Origin of the sequence: Vibrio azureus (assembly GCF_002849855.1) — a bacterium.
In the GTDB taxonomy this organism is placed as follows: Bacteria; Pseudomonadota; Gammaproteobacteria; order Enterobacterales; family Vibrionaceae; genus Vibrio; species Vibrio azureus.
On the sequence record NZ_CP018616.1, the window covers coordinates 2,968,877 to 2,994,258 of the forward strand.

Here is a 25,382-nt window from a genome sequence, read left to right on the forward strand (position 1 = left end):
TCAGACAACTTGGAAAGAGCTTGCTATTCCGCTTCGTAGTCTTCCTTGAATTCAACTCAGTGACCTCGCTCTGAATCAAGCATCTTGAGGTCATTTGGGTATATCATGGCTCTTCAGTCTATCGGCGTACCTAAAGTGACAGACTGAAAAGCCATGAGCAACATTAGCAAGACTTGGGATGATCTTGTGGAATATGTCTGGGGAGATAAAGAGAAATAATCGCGGTGATGATTAAGCAGATAAAAGAAACCCACAAGCATGCCGCCAAGCCTGATTGTTGATATGCCCAACCTGACAATAACGTTCCGAGTAATCGCCCCATAGCATTGGCCATATAATAAAAACCGACATCCAGTGAGACTCCATCTGCTTTCGCATACTCCACAATAAGGTAGGAGTGCAAAGAGGAATTAATCGCAAAAACGGCGCCAAATACCATCAAACCTATGGTTATCACCCATTGAGGCTGCCAGTTAACTTGAACACTGTAGGCAATAAGGCCAACGGTACACATCAGCGTAACGGCCCAAATCACCGCAGCACGACCATCCGGAACCGTGCCGTTTAGCCGCTGGGTAATTCGTGGCGCCAGACCTTGAACAAAACCATATGCAATGACCCAAGCCGCTAAAAAACCAGCAACTTGCAAATGTTCCCACCCAAAGACATTGCCAAGATAAATCGGTAGCGCAACCACAAACCATACATCTCTTGCGCCAAATAAAAACATTCGGGCCGCAGAAAGGATATTAACGGGTTCTGACTTAGAAAATATTTGACGAAAAGGCAGCTTATGCTTCGCTTTGCCCATATCTTTCTCTAACCAAATCAAGCTAAAGATAAATACTGCACTTAACACACTCGCCATCAGCAGCATCGAAGCTTGGAAGCCAAATACGGACAGCAACAAACCACCGATAAAAAAACCAACCCCTTTCAAAGCATTCTTTGAACCAGTGAGTATCGCTACCCACTTGTAGAGTTTGTGGTTCTGATCATTAGGTACCAATGCCTTAATCGCACTTTTTGCGCTCATTTTATTCAGATCTTTTGCGATTCCTGACACCGCCTGAGCGACCATAACCCAAGCAACAGTCAACCAAGTGCTAGGAACCGCGAGCATGAGCAAAGCACAGACTTGCATAATCAAACCAATATTCATGGTTTTATTTAGCCCTAACCGAGCACCTAACCAACCACCAATTAAATTCGTTACTACACCAAAAAGCTCATAAAAGATAAATAAGGAGGCAATAGCGAGGCTTGAATAGCCTAATTGATGAAAGTAAAGCACCACTAACATCCTTAGCGCACCGTCAGTCACAGTAAAGTTCCAGTAATTAAAAGTGACTAACATATATTGGCGAATGCTTTTGCTCAGTTTTTCCATCATGACCCCATTACGTACAGCCTAACAAGCATTTGGATCATAGCAACCCAAATTCTTTCTGAACGTACTTGTTAATATAAAAAACAAAAAATAAAAACAATCAAAATCAACAGCTTATTAAAAATTACTCTTTTGATTGATTAAGCGAGCTGCTACCTTTACAGCCAATTAGATCATCATGTACCAAATGCGATTAGAGCTGTACAGCTTGCTTTGCAATACGCTGTATGTAATCAAGCTGGCTTGGCTTTTGGAATGCATTGGGACGTAGAGTTTGAATTTCTTCAATCACTTTTGGTAACGTCCAACCCTTTTCTAAAAGTATATGTGCAGCAAGAATACCAGTACGACCTGACCCGCCCATGCAATGCAAAACCACTTTTCCTCCTTGGTTCAGCACGCCATGCAACTCATCATTGATTTGTTGCCACTTCGCTGCAAAAACCTGATCAGGAGCACAATCGTCTTCAATTTCAATTTGAAACCATTTCATTCCTAATTGGCCAACCAGATCACCCAATGCTGATACTTGTTTTTCTGCTAGTTCATGGTCATCAAGAGCTGTAACAACCGCTACAGCCCCCTGGCTTTTCAACTGCTGTAGCGAGGTTGATAAATCTGCATCTTTTGTCCCAGGACATGGGGTCAAGATAAGGCTTCCAGTTGTGAGATCGAGCTGCCATGTAGGGTGTGTCATTGTGTACTCCTTATGCTTTACCGACTTTCAGAACCAATTCTGCGGTTCGGGTTGCGTAACCCATTTCATTATCATACCAAGCATAGATCTTCACCATCCGAGAGCCCACCATCATGGTAGATTGCGCATCAATGACTGTTGAACGCTGATCACCTTTGTAATCGATAGACACTAAAGGACGCTCTTCATAACCCAAGATGCCCTTTAGCTCGCCTTGCGATGCGGTTTTGAGTAAAGCATTGACTTCCTCAACGGTTGTGTCGCGTTTCACATCAAAAATGATGTCGGTCAATGAAGCATTCGCCAAAGGCACCCGTACAGCATGGCCATTAATTTTACCTTTCAGTTCTGGAAAAATTTCCACGATAGCACTTGCACTGCCAGTGGTGGTTGGAATTAAACTCATGCCGCATGCACGAGCTCGACGGAGGTCTTTATGAGGAGCATCCAAAATAGTCTGTGTATTGGTTAAGTCATGAATAGTAGTAAACAGTGATTGTTCAATACCCAGCGCTTCATTAATCACCTTGACTACCGGAGCAATACAGTTAGTTGTACAAGAAGCCGCCGTTACAATTCGATGTTGCTCAGGGTCAAATACATGCTCATTGACTCCAACAACAATATTGGCAATCCCTTCTTCTTTCACCGGAGCGCTAACAACGACACGTTTTACACCCTGCTGTAAATATTGATTAAGCAAAGAGGTTTTACGATGAACGCCCGTTGCTTCTATGACCACATCACATTGTCCCCAATTAACGGCATTAATATCACGCTCTTTTGAAGTCGCAATACGTTGGCCATTAATCATTAATGATGTGCCTTCAACGGCAACTTCATGATGCCAACGTCCTTGGACGGAATCGAATTCAAGTAAGTGCCCTAGAGCTTCTGTATCGCCTGCAGCATCATTAATATGCACAAACTCCAATTCTGGCCAATCAAATGCAGCACGCAGTGCTAAACGTCCTATTCGGCCAAAGCCATTAATTCCGACCTTAATTGTCATCACGCCACCTTAATACTCATCAAATCGATATATATGGGATTCCATATATATCCTAATTTAGCGTATGCCGTCAAGACTTAGGCTCTAGTGTCATGAAAGATTAATAACAGCACCGAAGCACTCAATAATTAAGCATCAAAATGGCAATGTGATTCAGGTATTCATCACTGGATATCAAGAGAGAAAAGCCAATGATTTTAATCCACTGGCTTGTATTGAAGAATGGGTTGAATAGCGCTTACTTAATACTTCGCTGAGGCTAACAGAGCACCACAGCCAATAAACATTGAACCAAAAACCTTATTCATCCTACTCATTATTTTCTCCGAGCGAACGACGCCACCAATTTGAGAAGCTAAAAAGGTATAACCAAGCATGACAACCCCATCAATGATCACTGTCGTGAACCCCAAAATCAGTAATTGCGTCATCTGATTGGTATATGGGTCAATAAACTGCGGAAACAACGCAACGAGAAACACGATCGATTTTGGGTTGGTCAAATTGATTAGAATTGCTTTGTAAAATAAGGCTCGACTTGAAACTGATTTTTCTATTTGAACAGATTCTAAAGTCGAGCTTGTTCGCCATTTTTGAATGCCAAGCCACAGCAAATAAGCAGCGCCAAGCCATTTCAAGATATTAAAGAGGGTTGCAGATTGTGCCACAAGAACACCAATCCCAGCCCCAACCAAAAGAATGTGAATGGCTAAGCCAATTTGTAGTCCAACAATGGCGCTCAATGAACGACGCATCCCATAAGCTAAACCATTGCTGACCGAGTTCACCATACCAGAGCCAGGCGCTAAGCTAAAAATTATCGCTGTCGCCAGATAAGCAAGCCAAACATGTGTATCCATTGCATTTCCTTTATAATTCTTCGAATATAGTTCATTCTAATCGTGTTCATTTAGGCAACCCATCCATGACAACTCCTGCTACACCTTTGAAAAGCTCTCAAGAAAATTTGTTCAAGCAAGCCATTTCCGGCCCAATTGCAAATCTGTGGCACACTCGCCAAGAGGGCTTTATCAAAGGCGTTGAGAAGAAAAAAATTTACTGGTGCAAGCTTACGCATCCCAAGCATGACAAAGCCGTGTTTATCGTCAATGGCCGAATTGAATCCGTCTGGAAGTATCAAGAGCTCTTTTATGATTTTTATCGACAAGGCTATGATGTCTATTCCTTTGATCACCGGGGACAAGGTTTATCAGATCGGCTCTTAAAAAATACTGATGTAGGTCACGTCTACGAGTTTGATGATTATATTAAAGACATGGCATCCGTCATTGAGCATTTTGATTTGTCTGCTTACCAGCATCGGACAATGCTCTCACATTCAATGGGAGGTGCCATTGCAACACGTTATTTGCAAACTCACCCCAAACATCTCTTTAATGGATTAATTTTAAGTTCACCAATGTTTGGCATCCAACTTCCTTGGTACCTGAGCCCTATCGCTCTCCCTGTGTGCCAGATCTTGGCAGCTTGCTCACCACAGGCCAGTTATGCTCCAGGTCAGAAAGCCTACTATGCAAAGCCTTTCGATGATAATCCATTGAGTCAAAGCTATGAACGCTACCATTGGTTTCGCCAATTATACCAAGATAAACCCGAGTTACAGGTTGGTGGGCCAAGTAAGCGTTGGGTCTGGCAAGGGCTAATAGCTGCAAAACAATGTATTTTGCTCACCCGCCAACTCACTTTGCCAGTCTTATTACTCCAAGCCGGTAGCGATCGTATTGTCAGCAATACTGCCCAAAAGAAGTTTATCGACAAACTTAGCAAAACGAACGCTCGCGTCGAATTCGTTTCAATTGCGGGCTCACAACACGAGGTCCTCTTTGAACAAGATCAATATCGTAATCAGGCGCTCAACAAACTCTTTACTTTTATGCGTAATATTGAGCAAAAAGAAGATTAAAGAGGAAATATAACATCGGTAATTTATCCTCTTATTCTGGCTCATTTTGCAGTAAGCTTGGGTTTATTTACCATTACTCACGTCATACTAAGTAAAGCGATGACCTGCAGTAACTTCAGACAATTTAGCATTATTGATGAGGGCTTCATGAGCACATCGCTACCTTGCAAATCCATCACTAAGATCGTTGCTTCCGATTTAGACGGCACTTTATTAGCGCCTAACCACAAATTAAATGCCTATTCGAGAGAAACGCTCAGAGCATTACATGACAAAGGATATACCTTTATCTTTGCGACAGGCCGTCACCATGTTGATGTTGCTAGCATTCGCCACAGTGTTGGTATTCCCGCTTACATGATCACTTCTAATGGCGCACGAGTACACGACCAAAATGATCAACTCATTTACAGTCAAAATATTCCTGAAAATCTCATTCAAGGCGTGATCGACACGATCAAAATGGATCCGGAAATACTTATCCACATGTATCAAAATGATGCTTGGTTACTCAGTCAAGATGATGAGCAACTGCGTGATTTTCACGAAGCATTTACTTATACGCTATTTGATAAAAACCAAGCGCCACAAGAAGGAATTGCTAAGATTTTCTTCACTCACCCTGGCGAAGATCATGAACACCTCGTCAAATTTGAAAACAAACTTAAACAACAGTTTGGCCAACAATTAAATATCGCGTTCTCAACACCATGGTGCTTAGAAGTGATGGCTGCCGATGTATCGAAAGGCAGCGCGTTAAAAGCAATTGCAGAATCGCTCGGTCAAACATTAGAAAACTGCATCGCATTCGGTGACGGCATGAATGATGTAGAAATGTTATCGATGGCAGGAAAAGGCTTAGTCATGGCAACCGCCCATGAAAAGGTCTTTAAAGCATTACCAAATAATGAGGTGATTGGCAGCAATGCTGATGATGCCGTTGCGCACTACCTAAGTGAACATTTGCTTTAATAGGTAAGTAAGGAGCACATTGAGATAGACGCTTTGTGCTCCGAAAAATTATACCGAGCGACGCTGACTCGGGAGACATTCTTTACCGAGGATCGCTGTCCACTCTTGATCACTAACAGGCATTATCGACAATCGATTGCCTCTTTTAACCAATGGCATCCTCTCTAGTTCTGGCATCGCCTTCATCACTGACAGTGGAATAATACGCGCCGTTTTCCTGACAAACTCAATATCAACCATCACCCAACGAGGGTTATCAACGGAGGATTTAGGATCGTAATAATCGCTTTCTGGGTCAAACTGAAAATGATCTGGGTAAGCTTCCTTAATGACCTTAGCAATACCCGCAACCCCAACTTGCTTACAAGAGGAGTGGTAAATCAGTACCAGGTCTCCGCATTTGATCTCATCTCTCATCATGTTACGTGCTTGATAATTACGTACGCCTTCCCAGCAAGAGACATTTTGTACGCGAAGTGTATCAATTGAAAAAGTGTCAGGCTCTGTTTTAAATAACCAGTATGCCATAATATCATTCCTGTAGAGGTCGATTGTGAAAGCAGCAATAGCAAGATGATGTTGAACACCCAAGCTACAGTCAGCCAAAATATAACCCATAAAGTAAAGGAACACTCACCATGGCTCAAGCTTGTTCTCAGTGCGGCTTTAAATTCAATTGTTACTGCACTTTGACCCCGGTCTTGAACAGTCAATATTCACTTATTTTGCTCACTCATCCCAACGAACAAAAGCGAGCAAGCAACACGGGCAAGTTACTCATTCAATGCCAGCTAAATGCCGAGCAAGTGATTTGGGATAGACAAACACCCCCAGCTTCACTATGGAAAAAATTGACCGACCCGAGTATGTTTCCTGTGTTGCTTTTCCCCACAGAAAACAGCCTTGAACTCCCTCAAGTGATGCAGCATAGTGAAGAATCACATCGAGTACCGCTCTTTATCATCCTTGATGCAACGTGGCAAGAAGCCAGAAAAATACTTAATAAAAGCCGCTGGTTAGAGTCCATTCCGACAATGACATTAAATACTCAAGCGGACTCTCAATATTCTTTACGACGTAATCAACAAACGGGTAATTTATGTACGTTTGAAATCTCTGCTGAATTATTAAGCCAGTTAGGTGAAGAAAAAAACCATCAACTTATGCAGGATTTTTTCCAACAATATTTGTCTCGATTTCAAGCAGAGAAAAGTGGCCACCCGTTAAAGGACGTCCCGCCTGATCAACGCCTTTAATTCTATTCATTGACGGTAAAACAAACTATTTATCGAAGATAAAAAACGGTTTATCGACTGAAAACAAGTGGTTTCACGTGAAACTATTAACCTTCGACTAGCCTAGATAAAGAAGCCAGTTGACTTACTTCCATATCAGGTAATAAGCCTCCATGGCATAACGTGCGAATCTGACAGCCTGTATTATTGAACCAACAACTCGCAAAGTTAGCCGATATCGCCCCTTTGACATCGGAGATAAGATGATCACCAACATGAAGAATATTATCAGCAGGCAAAGCCAAGAGTTGTTGTGCTTTTTGAAACATATCTCTGTCTGGTTTTGCCGCCCCATCGGGACCTGCTCGCAGAATATGCTGAAAATAAGGCGTTAAGCCAATTTTTTTACAGTCAACATTCCCGTTGGTAATCGCAACCAACGGCACCTTTTCTGCTAAGGTCTGCAATAACGCAATATTATCTGGAGCGATGGTTACTCGATTTCGCCACTCTAGCGCCAGTTCAACAGCTTGTTGCGCGATCTGATTTGCCTGAAGCGATGAGTAGCCTTGAGATAAGAAGACCGCTTGAATCTGCACGAAACGAAGTAACGTCACATCATGTTTAAGAGCGGGCTTTTCTCGTAAGAGACGGCGCTTGACCACACGCCAATCTTCCGCACTCATCTGCGCGACGACCGGATGGTGCTCTTTAAACCAAGCAAGCAGTTCCTGCTCCATTTTTACAATGACGGCAACGTTGTCATACAAAGTGTCATCGAGATCAAACGTGATGGCTTTAATCGGTTTAATACTGCGATAAAACTTCACAACAGGACCTCAGCTTTCTTGTTTCTTGCGTGCTCTAGGATGAGCTTGATCGTAGACATCAGCAAGGTGTTGAAAATCCAAATGAGTATAAATCTGGGTAGTAGAGATATTCTCGTGCCCTAAAAGCTCTTGTACCGCGCGTAAATTTTGGCTCGACTCCAACATATGTGTTGCGAAGGAATGGCGTAATTTATGTGGGCTAATATGGCTGGCTACTGACTGCTTCTGACCCCATTCAGCCATACGTTTTTGTACGCTGCGAACCGAAATTCGTGTCCCTAATTTAGAGACGAACAAAGCAGCCTCATCAGCCGAAGCAAGCTCATTTCGGACCTTCAGCCACTGTCCCAGCCACTCTGTGGCCATCCCGGAAAAAGGAACTTTGCGTTCTTTATCGCCTTTACCAATAACACGCAATTCACCGCTGCGTAGTTTGACATCTCGCACATCGATACTGATCAATTCGGCAAGCCGTAATCCAGCACCATACATCAGTTCCATCATTGCGCGATCTCGTATCGCCAGAGGGTCATTCTCACTGACCTCAAGCAACTGGTGCATTTCATCTACATCCAAGTTTTTAGGCAGTGGGCGTTTTTTTCGAGGTGCAGACACACCTTTCGCGGGGTTTGCAAGTAATTCACCACGTAAAACCAAGAAGTTAAAAAAGCTACGCAAGGATGATAAGCGCGTCGCCAAACTGCTGGCTTTCATGCCATCACGCATCCCTTTACCAGCAATTTGACGAACCCATCCCGCATCCACTTGAGCCCAGTCTTTCACTCCCATATTGGCTAAATGCTGCGCCATTGTCTCAAGCTGCTGCTTGTAATTGCGCTGAGTGTGTAAGCTAAGCTCTTTTTCGCTACGTAGGTATTCGTAGAAGTGCTCCAACGGCTTTTGCAAACTACTTGGTAAAGGAATGTTCTGTACTGTTGTCGTCATCTTGATGCCATGCGAGTGTCTGAACAAGGTGTGTCACTACTAATGATAGATGACGTAAAAACAACGTGTCCATATCAGGTTGAAAATGACCACCATCTTCACTTGCAAATACAAGTAAGCCCAGTGGCGTTTTATGACCAAGCGGTAAAACAACGTATGAACCCATTTCAGGAACTAATACGTCCCCAAATAACGCCTCACGATCAACTTTTCTTAAACGCCCCAAGTACGCTTCTTTACCATTAAGATGGTTGGTAGCAAAACGTTGATAGTCCTCTTGCTTAAGTGCTGGCATGCTTTCATTGGCATTGAGTAAACGAAGGTAAGCCGTAAGACCTAATTCTTTCGCCTTACGTTCAATCGCCATAATGACCTGATTCACATGACAACACTTTAACAACTGCCCTTGTAGGTCCATGAATTCGTAGAACGTTCTATCATTTTTTGCGGCCAATGACATGAAAGCTGTAATCTCTTCTTCCAGCTCTTCAATGCGCTGGCGCTGACGATTCATTTGAACGTGCACCAATGACACTGCGCCTAAATCAGCATGAGGCAGCGACAACCGTTCTACCAGCTCAGGACGTTGGACAAAGAAATCGGGGTTATCGCGTAAGTATTCTGCAACAATTTCTGCCGTCATGGCATCGGCTTGAACTGGCTGCGGTTGATTTTCCTTACCTTCAATTAGCATGAGAGTTGCCCATCAAATACGTGAGTAGCAGGTCCAGTCATAAACAGAGGTTTACCCGGGCCTTGCCATGAGATTGAAAGCTCTCCTCCAGGTAGAGAAACTTTAACGGTCTCATCTAATAAACCTTGTAAAATACCGATCGCAACCGCCCCACAAGCACCACTACCACACGCCTGAGTTTCACCTGCTCCACGCTCATGCACTCGTAGACGAATATGCTGACGATTAACCACTTGCATAAAGCCAGCATTAACGCGTTCTGGAAAACGTTCATGAGACTCAAGTAAAGGCCCCAAGTTTTCTACATCGGTGCTATCGACATCCTCAACCACGGTGACGACATGCGGATTACCCATGCTGACTGCACCACAGAATAATGTTTTATCACCCACACGCATAATATAGGTTTTTTCTTTTTGCTTAGCTTTGAAGGGGATTTTATTCGGCTCAAACTCGGGTATCCCCATATTGACCGTCACCATGCCTTCATCCTCAATATCAAGAACCATTTTTCCTTTTTTGGTGCTCACGCTAATGCTGTATTTATTGGTTAAGCCTTTCAAGCGCACAAAGCGAGCAAAACAACGTGCACCATTGCCACATTGCTCTACCTCACTACCATCTGCATTAAAAATACGGTAGTGGAAATCAGTTTCAGGATCGTACGGTGCTTCAACCAAAAGCAATTGGTCAAAACCAACACCAGTATGACGATCCGCCAAACGGCGGATTAAATCTTGCGAAAAAAACATATTTTGGGTAATGCAGTCAACAACCATAAAGTCATTGCCCAAGCCATGCATTTTGGAAAAATGGAAGTGCATTTGTCGTGTATTACTCCGGTAAAATTTGTTCCAACTGCCACAAATGCGTCAGTTCTTCACGTTGACGGACAACATGGTGCTGATTACCATCAACCATCACCTCTGCCGCTCGAGCTCGCGTATTGTAATTCGAAGACATCACAAAACCATAGGCACCAGCAGAACGAACCGCGAGTAGATCACCTTCTTGTAGTGCCAGTTCACGATCTTTACCTAAGAAGTCACCAGTTTCACAGATAGGCCCAACCAAGTCATACAGCTGTACTTCACCTTGGCGTGGGACAACGGGAACAATATCCTGCCAAGCCTGATAAAGCGCCGGTCGCATGAGATCATTCATCGCCGCATCAATAACAGCAAAGTTTTTATGTTCTGTGTGTTTAAGAAACTCAACTCGCGTCAGCAAAATACCCGCGTTAGCAGCAATCGCTCGGCCTGGCTCAAAAATCAGTTCAAGGTCCTGATGGTTGGCCAAACGATCAAGTAAAGCCTTAGCATAATCTGCAGGCTGAGGAGGTTCTTCATCACGATAGACCACACCAAGACCGCCGCCAACATCCAGGTGACGAATATGGATACCTTGTGCCTTCAAATCATCAATCAGTGCCAAAAGACGATCGGTCGCATCAATGAAAGGCTCAATATCCGTCAGCTGGGAACCAATATGGCAATCAATGCCTTGCACGTTTAGGTTTGGTAAGCTTTGAGCAAACTTATATACCGCCGGCGCGCGATCAAAGGCGATACCAAATTTGTTATCACGCAAACCCGTCGAAATGTAAGGATGTGTTTTTGCGTCGACATCTGGATTGATTCTTAACGAAATCGGGGCAATCACGCCGAGCTCGGCTGCAACTTTGTTCAAACGCTCAAGTTCTGGTTCTGATTCCACGTTGAAGCATTTTATGCCCAGCTCTAGCGCACGTTTCATCTCTGCCAGTGTTTTTCCCACACCAGAGAACACCACCTTCTTCGCATCACCACCCGCTGCAATAACACGTTCAAGTTCACCACCCGATACAATATCAAAGCCGGATCCTAAGCGCGCGAGTGCATTCAAAACACCCAGGTTAGAGTTAGCTTTTACTGCGTAACAAACAAGATGAGGATGTTGGCCCACAGCCCTATCAAACGCACTCCAATGACGCTCTAACGTAGCGCGAGAGTAAACATAAAGAGGCGTGCCATGCTGCTCGGCAAGATCTTGAAGTGAGACGTCTTCAGCCCAAAGCTGGCCATCATCCTGATAGTTAAAATAGTCCAAAGTGTACTTCCCTTAATTAATTCGATTGCTTCCCCCATGAAACAACGTTCGGGGTGAGTTATTATTGTGCTTGTTCAGTCTGCTGAGCGTCATCTGGAATATACAACGCACCTGACTGACCACAGCCGACCAAAGTCGTAGCGGCGAGCATTCCCAACACCATGAGTAGTTTTTTCATTTTGCATATCGTGATTATTGAATCAATGCCCTCTATAATCGCACCACACTCAAGAAAAGCAATAGGGTAAAAGGATGAACGATACCGAATTTCATCAACAAGTAGACACACAACTGCAAATCATCGAAGAAGCCATCGACGAATCTGGCGCGGATATCGATTACGAAGTGTCAGGCAATGTTATGACACTAGAGTTTGAAGACCGCAGCCAAATTATCATCAATCGTCAAGAACCCATGCATGAGATCTGGTTGGCATCAAAGTCAGGAGGCTTTCATTTTAAGCAGATCGATGGTCAGTGGATCTGCTCAAAAACGGCCATGAAGCTCTTTGATATGGTTAAAGAAGAATGTGAAAAACACGCGGGTGAAAGCATAGATTGGGTATAACGCTGAACTAGTGAGTCCCAAATGTTGCCATAAATAAAAAGAGCTAATCATGCTCTTTTTATTTACACACTGGCTGTTTTAGGGACAGAGACTGAAGAGACATTCTCGCTTCGGTAAGGAATAATGTGTGTATTCCCTTCTGATGGATGAATGATTTGGTAGTATTGAGGCAAGTTAAAATTAATGCACTGTGACGCGACTTGATTATTATCTTTAACCGCCGTGTAAAAGCCGTTTACTGATGCAATCATTTCATCTTTCGTGCCACTGAACTGATGATAGACTTCAACTTGATTAGCTTCATCCAACACATAGATATTAAAGCCCGTTTCAGTATCTTCAAAGAAAAACTGTACTAGCCCTTCACTGGCGAAGCCATCAACGACCTCAGGCAACTGAAATTCTTGCCCTCGATCCAGCATCAGTAGCGGTGAACCATTCAGCTTATTGGTCGAAATACTGCGGTAAAACTCAACCGAATTCTCTAACTTCTGAACAGACACTCCTCGGCGTTCAAAGAATAAACCATGAGTTTGACACCCAAGATGCATGGCTTTAAAACGACGTCTCTTTTCCGGCTCGACGGGTTTCAAACGTAGGTCGATACACTCGGCAAGCAACTGGTAAACCGTATTACGCATCACTCCGCGCATGTTTTTAGCATAGCAGAACACATCAACAGACTCAGGAGGCAGCGCATCTTGATGCATTTTTCCCAATATGGTCTTAAGCGCGTCTAAGATCGCCGTTTCACCTTGAAAGTGCAACGTTCGAACTTCATGCCATGAATTACGATAGACAAGGTCGACACTGCCAACCAAATTAATTTGATCGGGACCAAAGCTGAATATCTCGGTACTCTTGACCTCAGATTTCAACATACGGCCAGACAAATCAGCGGTAGGGTCATGTTCAAAATTGATAAACATGGCCAGTTGGCTTATCTCACAAGGACTTGCTAACGCTTCCATAGTTGGACGACGTTTACGCAATGAAAAGGTATTACGTAAGTCCCCCACCATTTGGTAGAACTTATCGATATCCAGTTGTGCTTCACGTACCACAGCATGCAAATAGGTCGACTCTGTAATCAAACCATTAAAGAATGCCCAGGAAACCAATTTACTCAGGTACTCGTGGTGCTCTAAAAATGGTTGTCCAAGAATACGATGAGCATCCAACGGCTGTTTGTATAGATACCACCCAGGCTTATTCACGCCACTTTCTGTGACCTCGATAAAACTCAGATCAGGTTCGTGCAAGTCAGGGGATATTTGTGGGTTTAAAAGGGTCACCTTACCCGGCAACACTTCAAATGCCGCATACAGCTTGCGCGCTAAGATACTAATGTCTTGTGGACTTATCGCAGAAGTAATGTCATTACGACGGGCAAACTGAATCAAATTACGGTAGCTCTGCATTAGGGCATCTAATAATGCATGATGAACAACTTTGACTTGTTCGACTTTCCAATGACGTCGGTCATCCAGTTCCGCCACCACTTTATGGTCCCAATTCCACGTGGAAATCATCTCGCTTAACGCTTCACGACGCCAAGCAACCGACCCCGTATCTGGGTCACGCGAGAGCTTTTCGTGGGTTTTGAGGTAGAAACAACGACGCACAAGATCCAAGCGGGTTTGATCTTGAATACGTTCTAAATAACGCGTGACCTTTTCAAGCATTAAGTAGTACGCATCCATGCCATATAAATCTGGCTCATCAGCAAAGAAACGTCGTTTGGTATCGATACTCAATAGCTGCGTATTTGGGTATTCCCATGAATACGCTTCAAGCAAGATCGCTTTTAATACAGATTTATACGGTGAGTCGATGCTTTTATACAGTTGCCACAGATTGGAACCAAAATACTCTTCCGCTGGAATACGGTTAAGCTGGCCAAAGTCTATCCATTCATCACATTTTACGTTGCCATCCTCATATAACTGAGCAACGTACTCGCCATAGCACTCTTCCATTTCAGGAGGCACTATTTGCCATAATAAGCGCTGTCCAGCTAAGCGTACTGCTGAGCGATAAAATTCATCAAGTAGGAGTAAGTGCTGGGAAGAGCCACAGTTATCCCCGGTCATTTGTTCAGAATGATTATTACGAAAGCGATCTTCGTCCATAAGGAAAAAGTTCGCCTCGACTCCCTGAGCTTGTGCCCAATCTGTGATCGATAAGCACTTCTTGGTTAAGCAATCACGCTGTATAGCATTCATGGTTGGAGGAATACATACCCAAATATCCAAATCACTTGAGGTACTTTGACCAATTGAGGACGTACTCCCCATAGTATATAAGCCAAGAATATCCGCGTCGGTCACCGCTTCGATAACAGTGGGACTATGGTCAAAATAAGCATCAACCAGTTGCTGCTGCATCGCATTCAGCTCAAAGCCAAACAAGCCATGCGGAGTCTCTGCATCAAGAAAACCGGGAAGATTAGGATGGTTGAAGTGCAACAGAGCAGGAATCAGGTGAAAAACTTGCTGGTTTTGCGAACTCATAAGCGCCAACGCACGATCGATACGCTGCTGGTTGAGATTGTCTAATCGCTGAATAAGTTTTTGAGTGTAAGCCTGCAAGGGAGGTTCCTTGGTTGAACAGTCATGAAATCTGCTGATGTTTTAAGCCATACCGAGCAAAAAACGTGATCAATTTAACACTTTTGCTAAGATTGGTAAAGATTACTGCTTACAAATAGTTTGATTTAAGGTTTCCATACCAATCGCAAGTTCACTATGTCCTAGTGCCATTTGCTACAACTCTTACATAATAACCCGACTGAGTTTAAATGAGAATCCAATCACACTATTTTCATAATATAAAAGCATTCCATTTCTGAAACCAACAGAACACTAACTAACATTAAAACTTTCCTCCGTTGAGTGGTAGGATAAAACCAAATCACAGTAATATTGAGAAGATCATGACACAATCTACGCCCATTCGCATCGCGACACGTAAAAGTCCTCTTGCTTTATGGCAAGCTCACTATGTGAAAGATGCTTTGCAAGCCGCTCACCCTAACCTTGAGGTTGAACTGGTCACCATGGTCACTCAAGGTGACGTGATCCTTGACACTCCACTGGCTAAAGTGGGTGGTAAAGGGCTCTTCGTTAAAGAGCTTGAAGTAGCCATGCTAGAGGGACGTGCTGATTTGGCAGTGCATTCAATGAAGGATGTTCCCGTCGATTTTCCGCAAGGGCTAGGGTTGGTGACGATATGTGAACGTGAAGACCCTCGTGATGCATTCGTATCAAATCATTTCAAAACCATTGATGACCTCCCACAAGGGGCCATTGTTGGTACTTGCAGCCTACGCAGACAATGTCAGTTAAAAGCTTACCGCCCTGATATAGTGATTAAAGACCTTCGTGGTAACGTCGGCACCAGACTAAGTAAACTTGACGCCGGAGAATACGACGCGATTATCCTCGCTGCAGCAGGCTTAAAACGCCTCAAACTAGACGATCGTATTAGCAGCTTAATCGAACCAGAGCAATCCCTTCCAGCAGTAGGTCAAGGTGCTGTCGGGATTGAATGTCGCCTTGATGACCAACGACTTCGCCAGCTTCTAGAACCTCTCAATCACCCTGACACTGCTGATCGTGTTCGTTGCGAGCGAGCCATGAACCTCACACTGGAAGGAGGATGCCAAGTTCCTATTGGTAGTTACTCTTTACTGGATGGAGAGAACATCTGGCTAAGAGCGCTAGTGGGAGAACCTGATGGGAGCTTGATTGTGCGCGGTGAGATCCATGGACATCGTCAGGATGCCGAAGCGTTAGGCATTCAGTTGGCTAATGAGCTTCTGGAAAAAGGCGCGCGCGACATTTTAACCAAATTGTACGCAGACCACGACTAACTATGGCTGTTTTGGTCACTCGGCCTGGAGAGCAAGGTCATGAGCTTTGCTCTTTACTTAATCATCACGGGGTGAAGGCTATCCATCACCCATTAATTACGATTAACTCAATGCCAGATAAGGTTGAGTGGCTGCAACACCTCGATAAAGCCAACATTATTATCGCAATCAGCCAGCACGCCGTTCATTATGCGGAACAGATCCTAAGCAATCACAATCAATCGTGGCCTCAACAAGTAATATATCTTGCCGTTGGTCAAAAAACAGCACACTATTTAAGCATGTGTACCCAACAAAAAGTACACTACCCACATCGGTTCAGTGATAGTGAACATCTATTGCAACTTACTGAACTCAAACATGTAAAAAAACAAAACGTCCTTATTCTTCGTGGTAACGGAGGCCGTGAGTTGATCAAAGATGAACTCGTAAAACGGGGGGCAGCAGTACACTATGGTGAGACATACAAACGAGACCTTATTCCATTCGACCCCGCACGCTGCCTTGCAATGTGGAAAGTCCAGCAAGTCTCCCAAATCGTCATCACTAGTAGTGAACAATTAGCGTATTTATGTGATCCATTAACATCAGAACAATTAGCTTGGCTCAATCAGCAAGAGCTTTATCTCCCCAGTCAACGAGTAGCTGATCTTGCACGTCAAAGGGGATTTTCTCAGATAAGGTGTATAGGAAGTGCATCCAATCAAGACTTACTGACGGCTCTCACGCCATAGCTAAACAGGATATAGGCATGACAAGTAACAATAACAAACAAGAAAAACACGACTCAACTTCTTCTGATAATCAACCATCAGTGGCGCCCACTGAAAAGCAGGCCACAACAACTAAGGCAAAGTCAGGGAAAAAACCGATCAAGGCTGAAGTAAAGAAAAAGCCTGGCAATCACGGCACCAAACTTGGTGTACTCGCCGTTTTAATCTCACTCGCTTTCGGTGGAGGACTGACATACAAGTTTGCCAATCAACAAGCCGAATTCCAAAAACAACAAGCCGACTATATCGTTCAACTCACCAATCTCGAAACTCAATTACAGTTAACACAAAATAACATTCAAAAGACGCTACAAAGCAATAAAAATGAGACAGAAGAGAAAGCTAATAAGTTTAAGGAAGAGTCCAAAGAAGCGATTGAAGAGGGGCTGGACCGGCAAGAGAGAAGTATTCTTAGCTTACAACAAGAGATAGCCAGCCTGAGCGGAAAGCAGCCTAGGACCAACGGCTGGCTGCTTACTGAAGCGAACTATCTAGTCCAACTCGCAGGCAGAAAGTTGTATTTAGAGCATAATGTTGCTAGCGCCATTCAACTCATGAAAGATGCCGATCAACGCATCATAGCTTTAAATGATCCAAGCTTAATCAAGCTGCGCAAGGAAATCACTGATGACATCGTACAGCTAAAAATGCTGCCTTCTGTCGATCAAGAAAGCATGATCTTAAAACTGACAGCCCTTCAACAACAGGTCGACACGCTACCTCTGGCACAACCTATCCTAGCCCCAGAAGAGGCTAACGAGAAAAAAGTCCTGACAGAAGATGTGTCAAATTGGCAAGAGAACCTAAAAACATCACTCAAGAGCTTCGCTGACAGCTTTATCACGATAAGAACATCAGATAAGAGTACAGCGCCACTTCTGCCTCCCAAACAGCATTTTTATCTAAAAGAGAACCTCAAAGCGAAACTCGGCGTTGCCATACAAGCCATTTATCGCCAGCAAGATGAGATTTATCAACAATCCTTACAAACAGCAGACAACTGGATAGCGGATTTCTTTAACAACGACGAACAGGCTGTGACAGATTTTCGCCAAGAGCTCAATAAACTTGAGCAACAAAGCCTAACGGTACAGTACCCTTCGGAACTCAAAAGTCAGCAAACTCTAAAAAATACCATTCGTGAGCGTCTACACCGAGATATTGCTCCAATGACAAACTCGGAGGGGCAATAATGATACGTTTGATTTTCCTGTTTATTATTCTTGGTTTGGGTTTATATGCTGGCTCCCATTATGCTGATGAACAAGGTTACGTACTCATTTCTATTGCAAATAAAACGATAGAGATGAGTTTTACCACTATGGTAATCCTGATCATAGCCACTTTAGCCGCCCTCTTCTTGCTTGAGTATATAATCAAAAGCATCATTAGTATCAGCACTAACTCGCTCGATTATTTTAATGTTCGAAAAATACGCCGAGCTCGTCGTACAACGAATGAAAGCATCATCAAGTTGCTCGAGGGAGATTGGAAAAGTGCCGAAAAGCTTGCACTGAGTTGTGCAAAGCACCATGACATGCCATTACTTTGTTATCTGGTGGCCTCTGAAGCCGCTCAAGGGAATGGAGACAAAGCCAAGCGTAACGAATATTTAGCACTCGCTAGCCAACAAGAGGATGCTTACCTTGCTGTAGAGCTTACCCGAGCTAAACAGTTTATTAATGATGGTGCCTACGAATCGGCTTTTGATACGTTACAAACACTCAAAGGAAAATATTCCAATAACGCCATCGTACTCGATTTACTAAAAAATACTTATATCCAGTTGAAACTTTGGCAACCACTCATCGACCTTATCCCTGAATTGGTCAAAGTCAGAAAAATCACTAAAGAGCAGCAGACAGAACTTCTGCAAAGTGCTCAATGTGGTTTAATGCATGATATCGCCATTCAGCAAGGCAGTGAGGGACTGGTTTTACATTGGAATAGCTTGCCACGTAAAGTAAAACAGAATGTCAAATTGATCGAATGTTTTGCACGTGAGCTGATTGGTCGAAAAGCAGATAATGAAGCATTTACGCTGATCAAGAACACATTAAAAAAACAGCCGACGGAGACACTTTACCAGTTACTGACTGAGCTTAAATTGGCTGATGACCATCCTGCCATCGTTTTGCTAGAAGGCACTTTACAGCGAGAATCACACAATGCCGCCGCTCACAGTGCTCTTGCACACTTTTTGTTCCGCCAAGAAAAGTGGCAACCCGCTCAGCATCATTTAGAAGCAGCATTAAAGGTTCGTACTGACATTTCCGATTATGCTTTTTTAGCCGATACATTAGAGAAACAGAATCTAACTAAAGCTGCTCACGAAGTTTCCCGCAAAGCATTAGCACTAACCCAAGAGAAATAGCCATCTCTAACCTATCTTTCAAGCCGACAGCATTTTGTCGGCTTTTTTATTGCCTATAAGCCTAGCTCCTTAACCCCTTCAAGGCTTGTAGAGGAATAAGTATAGTCGTTAGACATCAACGCTAAGCGCCCCTTAAAGAAAGCCTCAAACACCACTTCTTATACTAATCTAGGAAATGATACCAACCTTGAAAATCAACACTTCCCGAACAGTGACCCCACTTACTGCAGAGCTTATCCACAACGTCGTTGTAGTTCGTAAAATATTGGGTCAAGATAATATTATCCTAATGACCTTATGCTTGCTCTATGAGTTCAGCACTGAGTATAGGAAGAAGAGTCCGTGGAGGATATGAAGTGTTAACAGAGAAGACTTTGGGGCAACTATCTCATGAGCTAAAAGTTTTTCATGAGATAAAAAGCAAAAAGCCGCTGTAAATACAGCGGCTTTTTTAATAGTGGCGGAGAGATAGGGATTTGAACCCTAGAACCGCTATTAACGGTTGCCGGTTTTCAAGACCGGTGCTTTCGACCACTCAGCCATCTCTCCACAAATTGTTACTAAAACATAGTCTTATCTTTGATGCTAAGTCTTAGCTTTACACCTAGATTTTAAAAAATCTAAATGTATTAATCAAGCCTGGCGATGTCCTACTCTCACATGGGGAAGCCCCACACTACCATCGGCGCTAATTCGTTTCACTTCTGAGTTCGGGATGGAAATCAGGTGGGTCCAAATCGCTATGGTCGCCAAGCAAATTCTGTTTTAAACCCTGTTATCAGGATTTAAATAATCTGGAAAGCTGTTTCAGTTCTTACACATTCAATTCGTTCTTGCTTTGAGTCCATCAAAACCCTTTGGGTGTTGTATGGTTAAGCCTCACGGGCAATTAGTATCAGTTAGCTCAACGCCTCACAACGCTTACACACCTGACCTATCAACGTCGTAGTCTCCGACAACCCTTTAGGATACTTAATGTATCAGGGAGAACTCATCTCAAGGCTCGCTTCCCGCTTAGATGCTTTCAGCGGTTATCGATCCCGAACTTAGCTACCGGGCAATGCGTCTGGCGACACAACCCGAACACCAGAGGTTCGTCCACTCCGGTCCTCTCGTACTAGGAGCAGCCCCTTTCAATTCTCCAACGCCCACGGCAGATAGGGACCGAACTGTCTCACGACGTTCTAAACCCAGCTCGCGTACCACTTTAAATGGCGAACAGCCATACCCTTGGGACCGACTTCAGCCCCAGGATGTGATGAGCCGACATCGAGGTGCCAAACACCGCCGTCGATATGAACTCTTGGGCGGTATCAGCCTGTTATCCCCGGAGTACCTTTTATCCGTTGAGCGATGGCCCTTCCATACAGAACCACCGGATCACTATGACCTGCTTTCGCACCTGCTCGAATTGTCATTCTCGCAGTCAAGCGGGCTTATGCCATTGCACTAACCTCACGATGTCCAACCGTGATTAGCCCACCTTCGTGCTCCTCCGTTACGCTTTGGGAGGAGACCGCCCCAGTCAAACTACCCACCAGGCACTGTCCGCAACCCCGATAAGGGGTCGACGTTAGAACATCAACACTACAAGGGTGGTATTTCAAGGACGGCTCCACCAACACTGGCGTGCTGGTTTCAAAGCCTCCCACCTATCCTACACATGTAGGGTCAATGTTCAGTGCCAAGCTGTAGTAAAGGTTCACGGGGTCTTTCCGTCTAGCCGCGGGTACACTGCATCTTCACAGCGATTTCAATTTCACTGAGTCTCGGGTGGAGACAGCGTGGCCATCATTACGCCATTCGTGCAGGTCGGAACTTACCCGACAAGGAATTTCGCTACCTTAGGACCGTTATAGTTACGGCCGCCGTTTACCGGGGCTTCGATCAAGAGCTTCGACCGAAGTCTAACCCCATCAATTAACCTTCCGGCACCGGGCAGGCGTCACACCGTATACGTCATCTTACGATTTTGCACAGTGCTGTGTTTTTAATAAACAGTTGCAGCCACCTGGTATCTGCGACTCTCAACAGCTCCATCCGCGAGGGACTTCACCGTCGAGAGCGTACCTTCTCCCGAAGTTACGGTACCATTTTGCCTAGTTCCTTCACCCGAGTTCTCTCAAGCGCCTTGGTATTCTCTACCCGACCACCTGTGTCGGTTTGGGGTACGATTCCTTACAATCTGAAGCTTAGAGGCTTTTCCTGGAAGCATGGCATCAATGACTTCACTACCGTAGTAGCTCGACGTCGTGTCTCAGCCTTAAGAAGAGCCGGATTTACCTAACTCTTCAGCCTACGCACTTGAACCTGGACAACCGTCGCCAGGCCCACCTAGCCTTCTCCGTCCCCCCATCGCAATTGTAAGAAGTACGGGAATATTAACCCGTTTCCCATCGACTACGCCTTTCGGCCTCGCCTTAGGGGTCGACTTACCCTGCCCCGATTAACGTTGGACAGGAACCCTTGGTCTTCCGGCGAGGGGGTTTTTCACCCCCTTTATCGTTACTCATGTCAGCATTCGCACTTCTGATACCTCCAGCATGCTTTACAACACACCTTCAACGGCTTACAGAACGCTCCCCTACCCAATGCACAAAAGTGCATTGCCGCAGCTTCGGTTTACTACTTAGCCCCGTTACATCTTCCGCGCAGGCCGACTCGACCAGTGAGCTATTACGCTTTCTTTAAATGATGGCTGCTTCTAAGCCAACATCCTGGCTGTCTGAGCCTTCCCACATCGTTTCCCACTTAGTAGTAATTTGGGACCTTAGCTGGCGGTCTGGGTTGTTTCCCTCTCCACGACGGACGTTAGCACCCGCCGTGTGTCTCCCGGATAGTACTTACTGGTATTCGGAGTTTGCAAAGGGTTGGTAAGTCGGGATGACCCCCTAGCCTTAACAGTGCTCTACCCCCAGTAGTATTCGTCCGAGGCGCTACCTAAATAGCTTTCGGGGAGAACCAGCTATCTCCAGGTTTGATTGGCCTTTCACCCCTAGCCACAAGTCATCCGCTAATTTTTCAACATTAGTCGGTTCGGTCCTCCAGTTGATGTTACTCAACCTTCAACCTGCCCATGGCTAGATCACCTGGTTTCGGGTCTATATCCAGAGACTGAGCGCCCAGTTAAGACTCGGTTTCCCTACGGCTCCCCTAGATGGTTAACCTTGCCACTGAATATAAGTCGCTGACCCATTATACAAAAGGTACGCAGTCACCCAACAAAGTGGGCTCCTACTGCTTGTACGTACACGGTTTCAGGTTCTATTTCACTCCCCTCACAGGGGTTCTTTTCGCCTTTCCCTCACGGTACTGGTTCACTATCGGTCAGTCAGTAGTATTTAGCCTTGGAGGATGGTCCCCCCATATTCAGACAGGATATCACGTGTCCCGCCCTACTCGATTTCACTGAATGTGCGTTGTCAACTACGGGGCTATCACCCTGTATCGCCGGACTTTCCAGACCGTTCGTCTAACGCATAAAAAGCTTAAGGGCTAATCCAATTTCGCTCGCCGCTACTTTCGGAATCTCGGTTGATTTCTTTTCCTCGGGGTACTTAGATGTTTCAGTTCCCCCGGTTCGCCTCGTTATGCTATGTATTCACATAACGATACGTGCTTATGCACGTGGGTTTCCCCATTCAGAAATCCCAGACTCAAATGGTTGTTACTACCTAATCTGGGCTTATCGCAAGTTACTACGTCTTTCATCGCCTCTGACTGCCAAGGCATCCACCGTGTACGCTTAGTCACTTAACCATACAACCCCAAAGAGTTTCAGAAGAAATCTTGAGTTTGTTGTTTAAACAACCAAAGTTGCTATCTCATTATTTAAATGAGCGAGATAGCGTTCGATTTTGCCGGACTCAAATATGTTTTGCTTCATTCGTTAAGAACGAAGTAAAACCCAAGAACACTTGAATGTGTATTGGTACCTACATCTTTAAAAGACATAGGATTTGAGAACTTTTATTAGATAACAATTAATCAAATTGTTATCTGTCAGCTTTCCAAATTGTTAAAGAGCTAATTACTTAAGATAAAGTAACCATTTTTAAAAGCACTCGTCTTTTTCAAGAAAATGCGCTTAAAGATGGTGGAGCTAAGCAGGATCGAACTGCTGACCTCCTGCGTGCAAGGCAGGCGCTCTCCCAGCTGAGCTATAGCCCCATTAAGGTGTCGATACTCTTGCCAATTCTTTTGGGGAAGAATTGGTGGGTCTGAGTGGACTCGAACCACCGACCTCTCGCTTATCAGGCGAACGCTCTAACCACCTGAGCTACAGACCCAGTATCGTCTCTTTTACTTATAAACCGTATCAATCTGTGTGGACACTCATCGTGACTCATTTGTCTTCACTTTTAAAAAGTGAAAGCAAACTATCCGTATCGTATAAGGAGGTGATCCAGCGCCAGGTTCCCCTAGCGCTACCTTGTTACGACTTCACCCCAGTCATGAACCACAAAGTGGTAAGCGTCCTCCCGAAGGTTAAACTACCTACTTCTTTTGCAGCCCACTCCCATGGTGTGACGGGCGGTGTGTACAAGGCCCGGGAACGTATTCACCGTGGCATTCTGATCCACGATTACTAGCGATTCCGACTTCATGGAGTCGAGTTGCAGACTCCAATCCGGACTACGACGCACTTTTTGGGATTCGCTCACTTTCGCAAGTTGGCTGCCCTCTGTATGCGCCATTGTAGCACGTGTGTAGCCCTACTCGTAAGGGCCATGATGACTTGACGTCGTCCCCACCTTCCTCCGGTTTATCACCGGCAGTCTCCCTGGAGTTCCCGACATTACTCGCTGGCAAACAAGGATAAGGGTTGCGCTCGTTGCGGGACTTAACCCAACATTTCACAACACGAGCTGACGACAGCCATGCAGCACCTGTCTCAGAGTTCCCGAAGGCACCAATCCATCTCTGGAAAGTTCTCTGGATGTCAAGAGTAGGTAAGGTTCTTCGCGTTGCATCGAATTAAACCACATGCTCCACCGCTTGTGCGGGCCCCCGTCAATTCATTTGAGTTTTAATCTTGCGACCGTACTCCCCAGGCGGTCTACTTAACGCGTTAGCTCCGAAAGCCACGGCTCAAGGCCACAACCTCCAAGTAGACATCGTTTACGGCGTGGACTACCAGGGTATCTAATCCTGTTTGCTCCCCACGCTTTCGCATCTGAGTGTCAGTATCTGTCCAGGGGGCCGCCTTCGCCACCGGTATTCCTTCAGATCTCTACGCATTTCACCGCTACACCTGAAATTCTACCCCCCTCTACAGTACTCTAGTCTGCCAGTTTCAAATGCTATTCCGAGGTTGAGCCCCGGGCTTTCACATCTGACTTAACAAACCACCTGCATGCGCTTTACGCCCAGTAATTCCGATTAACGCTCGCACCCTCCGTATTACCGCGGCTGCTGGCACGGAGTTAGCCGGTGCTTCTTCTGTCGCTAACGTCAAACAATACCGCTATTAACGATACTGCCTTCCTCACGACTGAAAGTGCTTTACAACCCGAAGGCCTTCTTCACACACGCGGCATGGCTGCATCAGGCTTGCGCCCATTGTGCAATATTCCCCACTGCTGCCTCCCGTAGGAGTCTGGACCGTGTCTCAGTTCCAGTGTGGCTGATCATCCTCTCAGACCAGCTAGGGATCGTCGCCTTGGTGAGCCCTTACCTCACCAACTAGCTAATCCCACCTAGGCATATCCTGACGCGAGAGGCCTTGCGGTCCCCCTCTTTGGTCCCCTTCGTTTATAGAAAACGACATTATGCGGTATTAGCCATCGTTTCCAATGGTTATCCCCCACATCAGGGCAATTTCCTAGGCATTACTCACCCGTCCGCCGCTCGACGCCGTTATCGTTCCCCGAAGGTTCAGACAACTCGTTTCCGCTCGACTTGCATGTGTTAGGCCTGCCGCCAGCGTTCAATCTGAGCCATGATCAAACTCTTCAATTTAAAGTTTTTTCGGCTCAATGAATACTGACTTCAAAACTCATCCTTA

Annotated in this window: 20 protein-coding genes, 3 tRNA genes and 3 rRNA genes; 8 read left to right on the plus strand and 18 right to left on the minus strand. The window is 45.0% G+C overall.

The features are described 5' to 3' along the window. Positions 1 to 163 precede the first annotated feature (163 nt). From arsJ to rhtB, 4 genes are all read right to left on the minus strand, one after another. Complete coding sequence (gene arsJ / locus BS333_RS13540; RefSeq protein WP_033004473.1) at positions 164 to 1,393, minus strand: organoarsenical effux MFS transporter ArsJ; 1,230 nt, start codon at positions 1,391 to 1,393, stop codon at positions 164 to 166. A gap of 190 nt (positions 1,394 to 1,583) precedes the next feature. Then, positions 1,584 to 2,087: a cyclin-dependent kinase inhibitor 3 family protein gene (locus BS333_RS13545; protein ID WP_021711608.1), complete on the minus strand. Its 504-nt coding sequence runs from the start codon at positions 2,085 to 2,087 to the stop codon at positions 1,584 to 1,586. Positions 2,088 to 2,097: 10 nt separating this feature from the next. Next, positions 2,098 to 3,099 (minus strand): ArsJ-associated glyceraldehyde-3-phosphate dehydrogenase, encoded by a 1,002-nt coding sequence (locus BS333_RS13550; protein WP_021711609.1) that lies wholly within the window; start codon positions 3,097 to 3,099, stop codon positions 2,098 to 2,100. 242 nt (positions 3,100 to 3,341) lie between these two features. Continuing rightward, the gene (rhtB, locus tag BS333_RS13555) at positions 3,342 to 3,959 is read right to left on the minus strand and encodes a homoserine/homoserine lactone efflux protein (protein ID WP_021711610.1); all 618 of its coding nucleotides are present in this window, start codon (positions 3,957 to 3,959) and stop codon (positions 3,342 to 3,344) included. Positions 3,960 to 4,024: 65 nt separating this feature from the next. Between rhtB and BS333_RS13560 the strand changes: the two genes are divergently transcribed. Further along, a complete protein-coding gene (locus tag BS333_RS13560; RefSeq protein WP_021711611.1) occupies positions 4,025 to 5,023 on the plus strand; it encodes an alpha/beta fold hydrolase in 999 nt (332 codons plus the stop codon). A gap of 147 nt (positions 5,024 to 5,170) precedes the next feature. Continuing rightward, positions 5,171 to 5,995, plus strand: a complete 825-nt coding sequence (locus tag BS333_RS13565; protein ID WP_021711612.1) for a Cof-type HAD-IIB family hydrolase — start codon at positions 5,171 to 5,173, stop codon at positions 5,993 to 5,995. Positions 5,996 to 6,043: 48 nt separating this feature from the next. Here the strand turns inward: BS333_RS13565 and BS333_RS13570 are convergent, their stop codons facing one another. Then, positions 6,044 to 6,523 (minus strand): EVE domain-containing protein, encoded by a 480-nt coding sequence (locus BS333_RS13570; protein ID WP_021711613.1) that lies wholly within the window; start codon positions 6,521 to 6,523, stop codon positions 6,044 to 6,046. Between the two features lie 110 nt (positions 6,524 to 6,633). Here BS333_RS13570 and BS333_RS13575 point away from each other — a divergent pair, with 110 nt between their 5' ends. Next, the gene (locus BS333_RS13575; RefSeq protein ID WP_021711614.1) at positions 6,634 to 7,251 is read left to right on the plus strand and encodes a tRNA-uridine aminocarboxypropyltransferase; all 618 of its coding nucleotides are present in this window, start codon (positions 6,634 to 6,636) and stop codon (positions 7,249 to 7,251) included. A gap of 86 nt (positions 7,252 to 7,337) precedes the next feature. Here BS333_RS13575 and yigB read toward each other — a convergent pair whose 3' ends face one another. The 6 genes from yigB to lptM form a co-directional block, all read right to left on the minus strand. After that, on the minus strand, positions 7,338 to 8,060 hold the full coding sequence (gene yigB, locus BS333_RS13580; protein WP_021711615.1) for a 5-amino-6-(5-phospho-D-ribitylamino)uracil phosphatase YigB: 723 nt from the start codon (positions 8,058 to 8,060) through the stop codon (positions 7,338 to 7,340). Between the two features lie 9 nt (positions 8,061 to 8,069). Then, positions 8,070 to 9,005: a tyrosine recombinase XerC gene (xerC, locus tag BS333_RS13585; RefSeq protein ID WP_033004474.1), complete on the minus strand. Its 936-nt coding sequence runs from the start codon at positions 9,003 to 9,005 to the stop codon at positions 8,070 to 8,072. Further along, positions 8,968 to 9,699, minus strand: a complete 732-nt coding sequence (locus tag BS333_RS13590) for a DUF484 family protein (RefSeq protein WP_021711617.1) — start codon at positions 9,697 to 9,699, stop codon at positions 8,968 to 8,970. The genes xerC and BS333_RS13590 overlap by 38 nt, the downstream gene beginning before the upstream one ends. Continuing rightward, on the minus strand, positions 9,693 to 10,523 hold the full coding sequence (gene dapF, locus BS333_RS13595) for a diaminopimelate epimerase (protein ID WP_021711618.1): 831 nt from the start codon (positions 10,521 to 10,523) through the stop codon (positions 9,693 to 9,695). The genes BS333_RS13590 and dapF overlap by 7 nt, the downstream gene beginning before the upstream one ends. A 10-nt stretch (positions 10,524 to 10,533) precedes the next feature. Then, on the minus strand, positions 10,534 to 11,787 hold the full coding sequence (gene lysA / locus BS333_RS13600) for a diaminopimelate decarboxylase (protein WP_021711619.1): 1,254 nt from the start codon (positions 11,785 to 11,787) through the stop codon (positions 10,534 to 10,536). A 61-nt stretch (positions 11,788 to 11,848) separates the two neighbouring features. Beyond that, on the minus strand, positions 11,849 to 11,965 hold the full coding sequence (lptM, locus tag BS333_RS22625; RefSeq protein ID WP_033004475.1) for an LPS translocon maturation chaperone LptM: 117 nt from the start codon (positions 11,963 to 11,965) through the stop codon (positions 11,849 to 11,851). Positions 11,966 to 12,039: 74 nt separating this feature from the next. Here lptM and cyaY point away from each other — a divergent pair, with 74 nt between their 5' ends. Then, positions 12,040 to 12,354, plus strand: coding sequence for an iron donor protein CyaY (gene cyaY, locus BS333_RS13610; RefSeq protein WP_021711621.1), 315 nt, complete (start codon positions 12,040 to 12,042; stop codon positions 12,352 to 12,354). Between the two features lie 62 nt (positions 12,355 to 12,416). Here the strand turns inward: cyaY and BS333_RS13615 are convergent, their stop codons facing one another. Further along, positions 12,417 to 14,945 carry a class I adenylate cyclase gene (locus BS333_RS13615; protein WP_021711622.1) on the minus strand — a complete coding sequence of 843 codons (2,529 nt, stop codon included), beginning with the start codon at positions 14,943 to 14,945 and terminating at the stop codon, positions 12,417 to 12,419. Between the two features lie 344 nt (positions 14,946 to 15,289). Here BS333_RS13615 and hemC point away from each other — a divergent pair, with 344 nt between their 5' ends. The 4 genes from hemC to BS333_RS13635 are packed head-to-tail and all read left to right on the plus strand — an operon-like array spanning position 15,290 to position 19,375. Further along, entirely contained in the window at positions 15,290 to 16,228 is a 939-nt protein-coding gene (gene hemC / locus BS333_RS13620) for a hydroxymethylbilane synthase (RefSeq protein WP_021711623.1), read from the plus strand. Between the two features lie 2 nt (positions 16,229 to 16,230). Continuing rightward, on the plus strand, positions 16,231 to 16,962 hold the full coding sequence (locus BS333_RS13625; RefSeq protein WP_021711624.1) for a uroporphyrinogen-III synthase: 732 nt from the start codon (positions 16,231 to 16,233) through the stop codon (positions 16,960 to 16,962). A 17-nt stretch (positions 16,963 to 16,979) separates the two neighbouring features. Continuing rightward, a complete protein-coding gene (locus tag BS333_RS13630) occupies positions 16,980 to 18,194 on the plus strand; it encodes a uroporphyrinogen-III C-methyltransferase (RefSeq protein WP_021711625.1) in 1,215 nt (404 codons plus the stop codon). After that, positions 18,194 to 19,375: a heme biosynthesis HemY N-terminal domain-containing protein gene (locus tag BS333_RS13635; RefSeq protein ID WP_021711626.1), complete on the plus strand. Its 1,182-nt coding sequence runs from the start codon at positions 18,194 to 18,196 to the stop codon at positions 19,373 to 19,375. Before BS333_RS13630 ends, BS333_RS13635 begins: the two co-directional genes overlap by 1 nt. A gap of 458 nt (positions 19,376 to 19,833) precedes the next feature. Here the strand turns inward: BS333_RS13635 and BS333_RS13640 are convergent. The 6 genes from BS333_RS13640 to BS333_RS13665 form a co-directional block, all read right to left on the minus strand. Next, positions 19,834 to 19,924: transfer RNA gene (locus tag BS333_RS13640), tRNA-Ser, on the minus strand. An 88-nt stretch (positions 19,925 to 20,012) separates the two neighbouring features. Then, positions 20,013 to 20,129: ribosomal RNA gene (rrf, locus tag BS333_RS13645) — 5S ribosomal RNA — on the minus strand. Positions 20,130 to 20,243: 114 nt separating this feature from the next. Continuing rightward, a 23S ribosomal RNA gene (locus BS333_RS13650) occupies positions 20,244 to 23,134 on the minus strand. A 335-nt stretch (positions 23,135 to 23,469) separates the two neighbouring features. Beyond that, positions 23,470 to 23,545: transfer RNA gene (locus BS333_RS13655), tRNA-Ala, on the minus strand. A 42-nt stretch (positions 23,546 to 23,587) separates the two neighbouring features. After that, positions 23,588 to 23,664, minus strand: a tRNA-Ile gene (locus tag BS333_RS13660). Positions 23,665 to 23,768: 104 nt separating this feature from the next. Then, positions 23,769 to 25,336 (minus strand): 16S ribosomal RNA (locus tag BS333_RS13665). Together the 16S, 23S and 5S rRNA genes with 3 tRNA genes alongside form the textbook arrangement of a ribosomal RNA operon. Positions 25,337 to 25,382 lie beyond the last annotated feature (46 nt).